General features: G+C 37.3%; 13 protein-coding genes. 8 read left to right on the forward strand and 5 right to left on the reverse strand.

Going from position 1 to position 13,574, the window contains the following annotated elements:
• Positions 1-67: 67 nt before the first annotated feature.
• Positions 68-724: a fructose-6-phosphate aldolase gene (fsa, locus tag BN8061_RS10500; protein ID WP_068599100.1), complete on the reverse strand. Its 657-nt coding sequence runs from the start codon at positions 722-724 to the stop codon at positions 68-70.
• Positions 725-883: 159 nt separating this feature from the next.
• Between fsa and BN8061_RS10505 the strand changes: the two genes are divergently transcribed.
• The 5 genes from BN8061_RS10505 to BN8061_RS10525 all read left to right on the forward strand — a co-directional run bounded on the left by BN8061_RS10505 (position 884) and on the right by BN8061_RS10525 (position 7,144).
• The gene (locus BN8061_RS10505) at positions 884-1,675 is read left to right on the forward strand and encodes a hypothetical protein (RefSeq protein WP_068599102.1); all 792 of its coding nucleotides are present in this window, start codon (positions 884-886) and stop codon (positions 1,673-1,675) included.
• Between the two features lie 40 nt (positions 1,676-1,715).
• Positions 1,716-3,824 (forward strand): S9 family peptidase, encoded by a 2,109-nt coding sequence (locus BN8061_RS10510; RefSeq protein ID WP_068599103.1) that lies wholly within the window; start codon positions 1,716-1,718, stop codon positions 3,822-3,824.
• Between the two features lie 87 nt (positions 3,825-3,911).
• Positions 3,912-5,777, forward strand: coding sequence for a RecQ family ATP-dependent DNA helicase (locus BN8061_RS10515; protein WP_068599106.1), 1,866 nt, complete (start codon positions 3,912-3,914; stop codon positions 5,775-5,777).
• 7 nt (positions 5,778-5,784) lie between these two features.
• Entirely contained in the window at positions 5,785-6,717 is a 933-nt protein-coding gene (fmt, locus tag BN8061_RS10520; protein ID WP_068599600.1) for a methionyl-tRNA formyltransferase, read from the forward strand.
• A 142-nt stretch (positions 6,718-6,859) separates the two neighbouring features.
• Entirely contained in the window at positions 6,860-7,144 is a 285-nt protein-coding gene (locus BN8061_RS10525; protein WP_068599107.1) for an HU family DNA-binding protein, read from the forward strand.
• A gap of 51 nt (positions 7,145-7,195) precedes the next feature.
• Here BN8061_RS10525 and pdxH read toward each other — a convergent pair whose 3' ends face one another.
• Entirely contained in the window at positions 7,196-7,840 is a 645-nt protein-coding gene (gene pdxH / locus BN8061_RS10530; RefSeq protein ID WP_068599109.1) for a pyridoxamine 5'-phosphate oxidase, read from the reverse strand.
• Positions 7,841-7,920: 80 nt separating this feature from the next.
• Here pdxH and BN8061_RS10535 point away from each other — a divergent pair, with 80 nt between their 5' ends.
• A complete protein-coding gene (locus tag BN8061_RS10535; protein ID WP_068599111.1) occupies positions 7,921-8,463 on the forward strand; it encodes a YqgE/AlgH family protein in 543 nt (180 codons plus the stop codon).
• On the opposite strand, the gene BN8061_RS10540 is transcribed toward BN8061_RS10535, so the two are convergent.
• The 3 genes from BN8061_RS10540 to BN8061_RS10550 form a co-directional block, all read right to left on the reverse strand.
• Complete coding sequence (locus BN8061_RS10540; protein ID WP_235802742.1) at positions 8,460-9,263, reverse strand: aminotransferase class IV; 804 nt, start codon at positions 9,261-9,263, stop codon at positions 8,460-8,462. The two genes, BN8061_RS10535 and BN8061_RS10540, sit on opposite strands and share 4 nt — an antisense overlap.
• A 15-nt stretch (positions 9,264-9,278) precedes the next feature.
• Positions 9,279-9,662 carry an START-like domain-containing protein gene (locus tag BN8061_RS10545; protein WP_068599113.1) on the reverse strand — a complete coding sequence of 128 codons (384 nt, stop codon included), beginning with the start codon at positions 9,660-9,662 and terminating at the stop codon, positions 9,279-9,281.
• Positions 9,663-9,812: 150 nt separating this feature from the next.
• Complete coding sequence (locus tag BN8061_RS10550; RefSeq protein WP_154662308.1) at positions 9,813-10,661, reverse strand: DUF6515 family protein; 849 nt, start codon at positions 10,659-10,661, stop codon at positions 9,813-9,815.
• A gap of 217 nt (positions 10,662-10,878) precedes the next feature.
• Between BN8061_RS10550 and BN8061_RS10555 the strand changes: the two genes are divergently transcribed.
• A complete protein-coding gene (locus BN8061_RS10555) occupies positions 10,879-11,928 on the forward strand; it encodes a nucleoid-associated protein (RefSeq protein ID WP_068599116.1) in 1,050 nt (349 codons plus the stop codon).
• Positions 11,929-12,030: 102 nt separating this feature from the next.
• On the forward strand, positions 12,031-13,560 hold the full coding sequence (locus BN8061_RS10560) for an IS1182 family transposase (protein WP_068597500.1): 1,530 nt from the start codon (positions 12,031-12,033) through the stop codon (positions 13,558-13,560).
• Positions 13,561-13,574 lie beyond the last annotated feature (14 nt).

Below are 13,574 nucleotides of genomic sequence, written 5' to 3' on the forward strand. Positions count from 1 at the left end.
AAAAAATGCTCATCAATCGAGAAGATCGATGAGCATGATGGCGATGATAATAATTGGTATTTATACTTTATTGATTTCCTTTGGCATAATCTGCTAAAAACTGAGCCAAACCTGAATCGGTTAACGGATGTTTCAACAAGCCTAAGATAGAAGATAAAGGTCCAGTCATGACATCTGCACCAATTTTTGCACAGTTTACGATGTGCATGGTATGACGAACAGAGGCGGCGAGAATTTGTGTTTCGAATAGATAATTGTCGTACACCAAGCGAATTTCTTCGATCAAATTGAGTCCGTCGGTTGAAATATCGTCTAATCGACCCAAAAATGGCGAAACGTAGGTTGCACCAGCTTTTGCTGCCAACAAGGCTTGTCCGACAGAGAAAACCAACGTCACATTGGTTTTGATTTCTTTTTCGGCGAAATATTTACAGGCTTTTATTCCGTCTTTAGTCATAGGGATTTTTACAACAATCTGAGGATTGAGTGCTGCCAATGCTTCGCCCTCTTTTACCATTCCTTCGAAATCTGTTGCAATTACCTCTGCAGAAACATCACCATCTACAATGTCGCAAATCGCTTTGTAATGGTTCAAAATATTTTCTTCTCCAGTGATGCCTTCCTTTGCCATCAGCGATGGATTGGTCGTTACACCATCTAAAATTCCTAAATCTTGAGCTTCTTTGATTTCAGCTAAGTTCGCAGTATCAATAAAAAATTTCATGTTTTTGTTTGTTGTATCGTTGCACAAAAATAACGTAAATTGTTGGGAAGTTTCTCAATTATTTCAAATAATTATCAGCATCTAAGTTAAAATCGCTATGAATTTTTAATTCGTCTAAATCGTAGAAAAAAATTATATTTGATTAAAAGAAAAATAAACATGAAAAAAGTTTTAACGATTATAGGTCTATTGAGTCTGAGCTCTGGATTTGCACAAAAATTGAGCGATTATCCATACATCATTATTCCAGAAAATTTTGAGGATTTTGAAAATAATCAGTTTCAGTTAAAATCGAGATTGAGTTATTTTTTGGGTCAGAAAAATTATACCATTCTCAGTAACGATGCCAGCACCTGGCCAAGCGAAGTGCAAGAAAATCCATGTCTTGCCACCACCGCAAATATGAAGAGAGTAAAAAGCATGCTCACCAACAAACTCGAACTGAGTTTCAGTAATTGTGAGCATCAAATTATCGAGCAGATGGTCACGACTTCGAAAATCAAAGAATACGACAAAGGCTATCAAGAAGCGCTGAAAATGGCATTGAACAAGATCGCACCACAACAAGCCAACGTAAAAAATCTGGAACATCTCGCTACAAAAAAACTAAAAGTAGTGCAGAAAAAAGAAACTTTTACACCTCCCGTACAAAAGCCCGAAACTCAAGCTGTAAGCGTTAATCAACCCGTAACAAACGACGCTCAACTCTACAAAATGGGTGACAATTCGTATAAACTGATCAACGCAACTAAAGGAACTTATTTGTTGGTGAATGCAACTTCGGATGAATTATTTGCCCGTTTGATTGAGACCGATGAGAAAGGAAAATACCAAGCCGTCATCCTCGATCGTAACGGCGAATACGTCACCAACGCTTATGAAAACGGAAATGAAATCATGGTCGAATTAAAAGAAAATGGAAGATTGAAGTTGGTTCATTTCATTAAATAATTTATCAAAAAAATAAAAAAACAAGCAAGGGACATTCATCATGCGTCAACATCTTTATACCATCACAACAATTTGCTTTACTTTTGCTCAACTAAATGCACAAGATATGCAAGCTCCGAAAGCAAAAAAAACAGAAAAAAAATTAAGTATACACGGCGATACACGAATCGATAATTATTATTGGTTAAACGATAGAGAAAATCCGGAAGTTATCGATTATTTGAAAGCAGAAAATGCTTACACAAAGGCGATGCTAAAGCCTACAGAAAAATTACAAGCCGAGCTGTTTCAAGAAATCAAATCGAGAATAAAAGAAGATGATTCTTCGGTGCCTTATAAATTGAACGGTTATTGGTATGAAACTAAATTTGAAAAGGGCAAAGAATATCCGATTTATCAACGATACAAAGAAAACCTAAGCGCACAAGCAGAGGTAATGTTCGATGTCAATCAAATGGCAGAAGGACACGCTTATTATCAATTGGGCGGAATAAACATCTCGCCCAACAATCGATATGCTGCGTTTGGGGTAGACAATGTGAGCCGTAGAATTTATACCATTCAAATCAAAGATTTATCGAGCGGTAAAATCCTGAAAGATAAAATAGAAAATACCACAGGTTCATCGGTTTGGGCAGCCGACAACAAAACTTTATTTTATACCCGAAAAGATGCAACCCTGAGGGCTTACCAAATATGGAAGCATACCGTGGGAACCGATCAAAGCGAAGATGAGTTGGTTTATGAAGAAAAAGACGAAACCTTTAATGTCTATGTTTACAAATCAAAATCTAGAGCCTACATTATCATCGGCTCTTCTAGTACCGTTTCTGATGAATACCGATTCATCAAAGCCGATGAGCCCAATGCAAAATTTCAGATCTTTCAGCCCAGAGAGCGCAATTTAGAATATTCGATCGAGCATTATCAAGATAAATTTTATATTCAGACCAACAAAGATAACGCACTGAATTTCAAAATCATGACTACCCCAATCAACAAAACAACTAAGGAGAATTGGGTAGAATTTATTCCTTACAGAAAAGATGTTTTGATCGAAGGATTCGAAGTTTTCAAAGACTTTTTGGTTGTGGAAGAACGCAAAAACGGATTGACACAAATGAACATTCGCTCTTGGGATGGAAAAGAAAATTATTATCTACCATTCAAAGAAGAGACTTACAACGCAGGAAGTTCGGTAAATACAGATTTTGACACTCATTTGTTTCGATATTCTTATACCTCACTCACCACGCCAAATTCGGTAATCGATTTCGATATGGTCAACAAAACCAGCGAGATCAAAAAAGAACAAGAAGTGTTGGGAGGGTTCGATAAAAACAATTATACCTCAGAAAGAATTTGGGTCGAAGCCCGCGACGGAAAATTGGTACCCGTCTCTATAGTGCGCAGAAAAGACACCAAACTAAATGCATCAACCCCACTACTCCTCTATGCTTATGGCTCATACGGCTATTCGATGGAAGCCTACTTTAGCTCGTCTCGTCTAAGTCTATTAGACAGAGGATTCGTCTACGCCATTGCCCATATAAGAGGTGGAGAAGAAATGGGTCGCGAATGGTACGAAGATGGCAAAATGCTCAACAAGAAAAATACTTTTTACGACTTTATCGATGTTGCAAAAAACTTGATAGAACGCCATTATACTTCGGCAAAACATTTGTACGCCATGGGCGGATCGGCTGGAGGTTTGTTGATGGGAGCTGTAATCAATATGGAGCCACAACTTTTCAATGGAGCCATTGCACAAGTTCCATTTGTTGATGTGGTGACCACCATGTTGGATGATAGCATCCCACTTACCACAGGAGAATATGACGAATGGGGAAATCCAAACGAAAAAGTATATTACGACTATATGAAATCGTATTCGCCATACGACAATATCGAGGCTAAGGATTATCCTCATTTATTGGTTACAACAGGTTTACACGATTCTCAAGTACAATATTGGGAACCTGCAAAATGGGTTGCCAAATTACGCGATCTGAAAACAGATCAGAATCTGCTCTTACTTGAAACCAATATGGATACGGGGCACGGAGGCGCATCTGGACGATTCGAGAGTCTGAAAGAAGTTGCTTTAGAATATGCCTTTCTCTTGCTACTCGAAAACAAAATCAAATAAACGAAATGAATCCCGTGAATTATAGCGGGATTTTTTTTTACACTTATACTAAAACATTTAGTATATTTAACTTCAAACAACGAGTATTTGGAAGCCAAATCTATTTTAAAACAATATTGGAATTTCGACGAATTTCGCTCGCCCCAGCAAGAAATTATCCAAAGCATTTTGTCGCATCAAGACGTTATTGCCATTCTGCCCACTGGTGGCGGAAAATCGATTTGTTATCAAGTTCCAGCACTGCTCATGAGTGGGATTACGTTGGTGATTACACCGCTCATTGCCTTAATGGAGGATCAAGTAAAAACACTCCAACAAAAGAACATTGCTGCCCAGTTTATCACCAACGAAATGGACGTGTACCAGATCGCAACCATTTTAGAAGGCTGCCAGCGACAAGAAATCAAACTCTTGTACATTTCCCCAGAACGGTTGCAAAGCAAGCGATTTATCGAACGATTGCAAACCTTCGATCTCAGCCTTATTGCCGTAGATGAAGCGCATTGTATCTCGCAGTGGGGGCACGATTTCAGACCGGCATACCGTAAAATAGCCGCGATTAGAGTCGATTTTCCGAATACGCCTATTTTGGCCTTGACGGCTACCGCTACGCCAATTATTACAAAAGATATCGAACAAAATCTCGAACTGAAAAATCCTCAGATTTTCAAATCTTCTTTAATTCGAGAAAATCTCACTTATTTTGTACGATTATCAGAAAATAAAAAACAAGACTTGCTCTATTATCTCCAAAAATTTCCGGGCAGTAGCATTGTTTTTTGCAAGACCAGAAAGCAAACGTATGAGATTGCAACTTTCTTGATCGATCACGGCATCGATGCCGATTATTTTCATGCGAAATTGGATCCGCAACAAAAAAAAGAAAAACAAGCGCATTGGACACAGAGCAATCAACAAGTTATGGTTTCGACAAATGCGTTTGGTATGGGAATTGACAAACCCAACGTTCGTACAATTTTTCATTTAGATTTACCCTCGTCTATCGAGGCTTATTATCAAGAAGTTGGACGAGCAGGGCGAGACGGCTTGCCTGCACAAGGAATTTACCTTTTCAACCCAGAAGACATTGTCATAGCAGAAAAAATATTCAAGTCGAAACTTCCAACCAAAAATGAATTCGTCGAAATCGGAAATTTACTTTTCAGTTATTTGCAAATCGCCGAAGGTGAAATTCCACCACAATTAATGTCGCTCGATGTCCCTTTTTTCGCAGAAAAATTCAATTTAGATGTGAAGAAAGTTTTCAATTTTATCCATTTCTTACACAACAAAGAACTGATTTTTCTAAAAGATTTCACCCAGAATAGTACCATTCAAATCTTGGTGTTACCAGAAGTGATTGCGCATCATTATCAATATCAAATACTTTTGGAATACCTCGAGCGAAATTATCCCGGAATTTATACCATTCCGAAGGAGGTTTACGAACTGAAAATTGCATTCGACACCCATATGAACCTGAGTGAAGTACGCCAACAATTACACGCCATGTATCACGAAGGAATTATCGATTATTCGGATCGATTTCTCACGCGAATCAAATTTTTACAACCACGCGAAACCAATGTACTCAAAAACAATTGGTGGAAGCAATACGAAGAAATTCAACTCAACAATTGGAAGAAACTTGAAGCCATTTCGTTCTATGCAGCCCAACACGAATACTGTAGAGAACGCATGATTCTCTCTTATTTCGGCGAAAAATCTACTCACAATTGCGGCAACTGCGATGTCTGCACCGCCAACCAACAAGGAAATCCAATAGACGAAGCGCAATTATTGGCTTTTTTGGGAGAAGAGGTAAAAAATATCGATGAAATTTTGATGCATTTTATAAATTCGCCAAAAGAAAAAGTGATTGCAGAATTGCAATACTTGTTAGACGAAATGAAAATAATAAAAATTGGATTGGATCAATTCAAAAAAAATTAAAAAAATTATGCGAGTCGTATTCATGGGAACACCCGAATTTGCCAAGGCTTCTTTACAAGAAATACATGAAAATAGCCAACATGAGATAGTTGGCGTAGTAACAGTGCCAGATAAACCTGCGGGTCGAGGACAAAAAATTCATGAATCTGAGGTAAAAAAATATGCAGTAGCTCAAAACCTAAAACTTTTACAACCCGAAAAACTACGCAACGAAGATTTTCTTGAAGAACTAAAATCGCTCCAAGCCGATGTATTTGTTGTTGTTGCATTTCGCATGCTGCCGCAAAGCGTTTGGAGCATTCCGCCCAAAGGAACTTTCAACCTCCATGGCTCATTATTACCGCAATACCGAGGAGCTGCCCCCATCAATTGGGCAATCATCAATGGGGAAAAAGAAACCGGCGTCACCACATTTCTTATAGACGAAAAAATTGATACGGGTAAAATGTTGTTGAAACAAAGTATCGAAATTGACGAGCATGAAAATGCCGGAACTATTCACGATCGGCTCATGGAAATTGGCAAACAATTGGTAGTAAAAACATTGGATGGTTTGGAGAACGACACCTTGCAGGCCATGCCACAAATCGAAATAGAGGAGCTAAAACCAGCACCCAAAATTTTCAAAGAAGATTGTAAAATCAATTGGAAACAAAGCATAGAAGCCATTCACAATCAGATACGAGGGTTGAGTCCGTATCCGGCTGCATGGACGAAAATCAATGGGAAATCGGCAAAAATTCTAAAGGGAAAAATCAGCACCGAAACTATTTTGGGAGAGCCCTATCACTTGCAGTACAACAAAAATCAGTTATTTGTCCTTTTACCAGACGGCGTTTACGAAATAGAAGAAATTCAACCCGAAGGAAAAAAACGAATGCTTGCAATAGATTTTATCAATGGATTGCAAAACGTAACTCAATTAGTATTAGAGTTTTAATTTTTTTTCATAAATTGCCATAGTTTTATCCGAAAAAATCGAAATATTAAATTTTCACTTTTTTTCGACCTAAAACTTGCATAAACATTGGGAAAGTTTATATTTGTGTATAATTTAAATTTAATTTATAAATATTAAGACTATGAACAAATCAGAATTAATCGATGCAATGGCTGCTGATGCAGGTATCTCTAAAGAAGCTGCAAAAAAAGCATTAAATTCATTCACTTCAAACGTTACAGCTGCTTTATCGAAAGGTGATAAAGTTGCTTTAGTTGGTTTTGGTACATTCTCTACATCTGAGAGATCTGCTCGTACAGGGATCAACCCACAGACTAAAAAAGAAATCAAAATTGCTGCTAAAACAGTAGCAAAATTCAAAGCTGGTTCTGAATTATCAGCAGCAGTAGATAGCAAAAAGAAATAATAATTTAACTTTTTGATGATAATAAACTCCTTTCCAACGAAAGGAGTTTTTTTATGGTGCTAAACGCTTCTTTTGCCAGCAATTATCAACTTTTTGATAAAGAATTCGGTCGTGCAGACGGCTTGGTCTTCCTTGCCAAAATTCTATCCGAACAGGGCGAACCAAAAAACCACCCCAGTGCGGAGGTCGAGGAATCGCCACGCCATCGAACTTTTGCTGATAAAATGCAATGGCTTTTTCGAAATCATGATGCTCCTCTATTTCTTCACTTTGCGGTGAAACCCAAGCGCCAATCTGGCTGTCTCGCGGTCGCGTAGCAAAATATTCGTCAGAATTTTGTTCGCTCACCTTCTCTGTAATGCCCTTGATGATGACTTGCTGTTGCAAACTTGGCCAAAAAAAACTCAAACAAACATGCGGATTGGCTTCTATCGACTTTCCTTTTTCGCTGGTATAATTCGTAAAAAAAACAAATCCTTCGGAGTTGAATTCCTTTAGCAATACCACCCGGCTGCGAGGAAAACCATCGAGCCCGAGGGTCGATAAAGTCATCGCATTTGCTTCATCGATTGCTTTTGATTGATCGGCTTGATGATACCAAACGTTAAATTGATCCAAAGGATTATCTTCCAATGTGTTAAAATCAATAGAATTTTGGTTGTATATCTTTCTTTTGTTTGATAAATCTTGTTTCATTCAATTTTTTTTATTTAATTAGTACAGCAGATTTCTAATTTAGATTACCAGTCTCAAAAAATAATTCACAAGTGAACGCAATGAAAATACAAAAAGGTGATATTCTAATTGCAAAACCAACCTTAGCCAACGACATTTTTACACGCAGCGTAGTCATCATTACCGAACATGGTGAGAATGGTTCTGTGGGGTTCATTCTGAACAAATCTTCGCATATACCACTCAACATTTTCGTCTCACAGATGAATTCTGAACTCATTGTTTACGAAGGTGGACCTGTAGACAAAGATAATATTTATTACTTACATTCTCGTCCAGATTTGATTTCGGATAGTGAAAAGATTTGCGACAATATCTATTGGTCTGGAAATTATAACGATGTGAGAAATGCGGTGAACAATGGTAAAATTGGCGACGACGAAATCCGATTTTATTTGGGTTATTCGGGGTGGACTACCGATCAACTAGAAAGTGAGCTGAGTTTGAATGCGTGGATTCACATTCGCGAGAAGATCGATATTTTCAGAGATTGGGAGGTCGATTTGTGGAAAAATCAAATGAAAAAATTAGGAGGAGAACATTTACTTTGGGTAAATGCTCCCGCAGATCCTAGTATGAATTAATTCAATAATGCCAGCAATGTTTTGGCTTTGGTGGTTTCGAATGTTTTCTTTCTATTTTGGGTAAAAGATTGCAACCCAACTCCGTCTTGCAACACAAATATTTCATCGGCTTTTTGCATTTCAAAAGGAAATATTTCGGTTTCTATTACCTCAAAATCATTTTGTTTTTTCAAATTATTGATGAAATAATCGCGCAATACACTTTTTTTGACACCTTCTGAATTTTTTGGCGTTTTGATTTGGTTTCCTTGTATGAGGAAAATTGAACCGTAGAGACTTCTCGCCATTCGTTTCTCATGATTGATGAGCACCAAATCTGCAAACTCATTTTCTTGGGCATAGATACGGGCGATATTCTCTTCGGGATGCAGAATATTGTTGAGACTGAAAAACGATTCGTTGATCATATAATCTTTGTAAACATCGATCTCGGCTGGCTCATCGTTATATTCCCAACTCACATTCGAAGAGATAGATTTTATAAAATATCCTAAACTTTCTTGCTCATCCAAAATTCTGTAACATACAAATTGCAGTTGGGCATTTTGTAACGCGTTCCGATCGATTACAATTTGTATCTGCTGTTGAAAAAACTCGGGAGTAAAGCTAAGCGGAATTTTCATGCGCATGATGCGCGCTGCAGCCATCAGGTTGAAATAATATTCTTCCCAAAGGTGAATTTTTCCTTCTAAGATTCGCAACGAAATAGCGACAGCATCACCCGATGAGATAATGCTGTTGTTGGTATTGAATATTGGTTGGTGCTGGTCTATAAGTTGACCATTGAAATTGATAAACAAGGGTATTGACTTTTTTTAGATTGAACCTAAAACTTTTTTTAAATCTTCGATTTGACTTTCCCAAAGTTGCTTCGACTCTTCTACTTCATCGCTCTCGGCAAAATCTGTAATCACCAGCGATACATCGTTGGTAAGCTCATCTACAACAATATTCAACTCGAAAAAATATTTAGTATCTTCATCATCTTCCCACTGAAAACGAACGTAAGAATCTTGTTTCAATTTCATTAGAAAAGCACTTTCTTCATGACCATCCCAAATAAAAGTATACTTCTCACCTCTCGAATTTACATTATCTGCAAACCATTCTGATAATCCAGACGGATTGGAAATGTAGTTGTACAACAGCGAAGGTGAAGATTTAATGGCAAACTCTATTTGATATTTTGTTTTCGGCATACAGTAAATTTTCAGGTCGCAATATATTAAATGAAAGCTATTCGCCAAAAAAAAATGCAAAATTTTGACGATTATTTATTTCGAGACGTTTTTTATCGAAAAAGGGAGCCTAAAAAGACTCCCCAATCCAACCAAATATAGAAACCAAATCTAATCTAAATATCCCACCACTTGATAGGCATATCCCCAACCATCGTAAATCTTTTCGTACAACACGCCTGCAAATTCGTAAAGCAAATGACCGTTGTAATTGATGCGCTCGTATCCTGCTGGTAAGGCGTCTACAATTGCCCCATAAGGCGGTTCTGCTACATAGTAATAATTTCTTTTTTGGGTATAATAAACGCCTTCGTAGAAATAATACATCACATTGTTGTAGTAGAAATTATAATAACCCGCCGGAATCATACTTATTCTGAAACCTACCGGAGGCATAAACCGTATGTAGCGATTGTTCCAAGGTCGGTAATAAATTCCATTGTAACCGTAGAAATTATAATTGTTGTAATGATAATGATGATAATTGTTTACTTGCGTAATGTAATTGACATAGTTTCGATCTTCGTATTTTTTAGAATTGTTGAAACGAATCACATTGCGACTTGCCGTATTATCTACCCTCAACACTCTTCTGTTGTTTTCATATCTCACCGAAACACCATCCAAGTTCGATGCGCGTTCTGTATTTCTTGCTGTACTTCTGTCCACATCATTTGTGCGAATGCTACGATTTGTAGTCGAACGTTGTGTTTGCGCCACTCTCGGATTGTTGGTTGTTGTAGTTCTGCCAGTTGTACTTCTTATTGTTCTAGAATCGTTGGCAACTTTCGCAGTGTTGTTGAAGCTCGCATTCGGACTGTTGCTCACACCCGAATTTCGTTCTATCGAGGCAGCAGTCGATCTAGGATTCGAACGCTCACCACGTGCAGTCTGTGCATTGACAAAAAATCCGCCAAAAAGTGCTAAACTGAATAAGGTAAATTTGAGTGTTTTCATCATTTTATAATTTTAATAAATTAATCTTCACTTGTCTTAATTTCTAATTGCATGCCAAACTTTCTGACATTTGCTCAAAACTTAAAAATTAAAATTGAAAATTTACATAAGTATTTGATTTATAATAAAATACATTCAATAAAATTGTTTAACAATCTTGTGAATAAAATGATTTCGTTTTCCTTTGTTCAACCCTTATCTTTGTAGCCAATTTGGAGTTATGATTGATTTTAAGAATGCTTATTTTTCGTATTTATCGCTTCAGAAAGTGGGGCATAAAGTGCGAGAAGAAAAAAATATTTTTGCCTCACAAGCCTTGGAAATGGACGAGAAAAAGGAAGAAGATTTGTTTCCGTTTCTCACGCAACCGTTCAAAAAATCATTAGACGCTCATCATTTTTCGCATTATACCGAGAAATTAGAATTCAATGTGGTGCATCAGCTCGTGAGCGAAATGTTCGAAGAAAATCTTGATTTTATCAACTTTTCGAATGAAATTCATCAACATTTGTACGAGAAATCATTGCATCCGCAAATAAAATCTGGCGAACTTTTTATTGCTTATTTCGAAAATGTAATTTTTGGAGAGATTACTACGCAAGCAATCGGAATTTATAAATTAGAAAACAAGAAAAAATACATCCGCTTCGATGAATCGAAAGAGATCGATTACACGATACAAAAAGGTTACAAACTCGACAAAATAGACAAAGCTGCTTTGATTGTGAATACGCAAAAAGACGACGGATTTATCGTATTTTCGGTCGATGATTTGCAAAACGAATCGGAATATTGGAAAAAAAACTTTTTAGAAATTTTGCCCGTCAACGATAACCGATACCAGACCAAACACTATTTGCAGTTGATGAATCATTTTGCAGAAGAGGTTGTTTTGGATCGCAACGACAAACATGCACAAGCCAACTTTCTTGCGCAAACCATCAATGCGCTGACTATGAACGAATTTGTATCGGATGAATTGTTGCAACAAACGGTTTTAGCACCTTTTGAGTTGGTCGATGAATATCAAAAATTCAAACAGCAATACGCAGAGGATTTCAAAATCGATTTCGAGTCGGCGTTTGAGGTGAACAAGCCTTTGCTGATCAAAGAATCTAAAAAAATCAAGAGCGAAATAAAATTGGATACCAACATCCATATCAAGATCGATTTGATGGCGGTTGATGCGGCTGAAGAGTACATAGAAAAAGGATACGACGAAGAAAAAAGAATGTTTTTTTATAAAGTCTTTTACAATTCCGAACAATGAAGCCGTCTCACAACTGAGGCGGTTTTTTTATATAAATAATGGATTGATTATTAGGTGATTAATATAGAATTCACTATATTTAACTACTTAATTTTCAGCGAAATGAACTATAGAATTAAAGAATATAACCAATCCCAAAACTGGTTATTTCCACCTTCGATAGAAGAATTAATTCCGACTAATCATCCAGTAAGAATCTTAAACAACGTAGTTGAGAAGATAGACTTAAAACCTCTTTTAGAAACTTACAGTCGGGAAGGTCATCCTAGTTATCATCCTAAAATGATGCTCAAAGTGATGGTTTACGCTTATATGGACAATATTTATTCCAGTAGAAAGATCGAAAAAGCCCTCAATGAGAACATAAACTTTATGTGGCTTTCTGGTAGAGAAAGCATCGACCATAATACGATAGCCCGATTTCGAAGCAATAAGTTAAAAGCCGTATTCAAAGACATCTTCAAACAAGTGGTATTGCTTTTGGCAGAAGAAAAATTAGTGAGTCTCAAACGAGTTTATACAGACGGCACCAAAATAGAATCGGTAGCTGGAAGATACACCTTTGTCTGGGGAAATTCCATCAAGACCAATCGGGAGAAAATGATCAAACAATTAGAGGATATGTGGCAATACGCGCAGTGCGTTGCTGATGAAGAAGACCAAGATCCCGAGCCACCGGAGTTCAAAAAACTTGATCCTGAAAAAGTCCAACAAGCCGCAGATAAAATCAACCGAATCCTAAAAGAAAAGTCTGACGATCCAAAGAAAAAAGCCAAATCCCGTTACATCCAAAAGAATTTTGCGCCAAACTTAAAGAAATACCAAGAACAAGAAAAGTTACTACAAGAACGCAACTCCTACAGCAAAACCGATCCCGATGCGACCTTTATGCGCATGAAGGACGACCACATGCAGAACGGACAATTAAAACCCGGCTACAATGCACAAATCAGCACCGAAAACCAAATCATCGTCAACTATACCTTACATCAAGACACCAACGACATTCATACTTTAAAACCTCATTTAGAAAACCATAAAAAACTCTACAATGAGCTTCCCGAAGAACTCACCGCAGATGCAGGATACGGAAGTGAAGAAAATTACGAACTTTTGGAGGACAAAGCAATCAAAGCCTTTGTAAAGTTCAACACCTTTGACCAAGAACAAGGTAAATCAAAGAAAAGAAAAAATCCCAAACCCTTTGAACGAGACTCACTCTATTATAATGAAGCGCAAGATTTTTATGTATGCCCGATGGGACAACGTATGGAAAAGCGCGGTGAGCGAAAAGTCCAAACAAAGTCAGGATATAAGCAAACCTATAGTTGTTATACCGCTAAAAACTGCAATGGATGTCCGCTCAGAAGCCAGTGCTTCAAGGGGAAAAACAACAGGACAGTAGAAAGGAACCATAAATTAGAATACCACAAACAAAAAACAAGAGAACTTCTCACATCCGATATCGGAGAAATAAGAAGAAAACAAAGAACTGCTGATGTCGAACCTACATTTGCCCAACTCAAACACAACCGAAACTTCAAAAGATTTACCCTAAAAGGAATTGAAAAAGTGGAATTAGAGTTCGGATTGCATGCTTTAGCTCATAATCTGAAAAAGATGAGTGCGTAAACAAGAATAATAAC

The sequence above is a fragment of the Vaginella massiliensis genome (genome assembly GCF_900089075.1).
Classification (GTDB): Bacteria; Bacteroidota; Bacteroidia; order Flavobacteriales; family Weeksellaceae; genus Weeksella; species Weeksella massiliensis_A.

Coding starts and splice junctions, on each gene's coding strand:
- fsa (WP_068599100.1), bottom strand. CDS start 724: ATGAAATTTTTTATTGATACTGCGAACTTAGCTGAAATCAAAGAAGCT.
- BN8061_RS10505 (WP_068599102.1), top strand. CDS start 884: ATGAAAAAAGTTTTAACGATTATAGGTCTATTGAGTCTGAGCTCTGGA.
- BN8061_RS10510 (WP_068599103.1), top strand. CDS start 1,716: ATGCGTCAACATCTTTATACCATCACAACAATTTGCTTTACTTTTGCT.
- fmt (WP_068599600.1), top strand. CDS start 5,785: ATGCGAGTCGTATTCATGGGAACACCCGAATTTGCCAAGGCTTCTTTA.
- BN8061_RS10525 (WP_068599107.1), top strand. CDS start 6,860: ATGAACAAATCAGAATTAATCGATGCAATGGCTGCTGATGCAGGTATC.
- pdxH (WP_068599109.1), bottom strand. CDS start 7,840: ATGAAACAAGATTTATCAAACAAAAGAAAGATATACAACCAAAATTCT.
- BN8061_RS10535 (WP_068599111.1), top strand. CDS start 7,921: ATGAAAATACAAAAAGGTGATATTCTAATTGCAAAACCAACCTTAGCC.
- BN8061_RS10545 (WP_068599113.1), bottom strand. CDS start 9,662: ATGCCGAAAACAAAATATCAAATAGAGTTTGCCATTAAATCTTCACCT.
- BN8061_RS10550 (WP_154662308.1), bottom strand. CDS start 10,661: ATGATGAAAACACTCAAATTTACCTTATTCAGTTTAGCACTTTTTGGC.
- BN8061_RS10555 (WP_068599116.1), top strand. CDS start 10,879: ATGATTGATTTTAAGAATGCTTATTTTTCGTATTTATCGCTTCAGAAA.
- BN8061_RS10560 (WP_068597500.1), top strand. CDS start 12,031: ATGAACTATAGAATTAAAGAATATAACCAATCCCAAAACTGGTTATTT.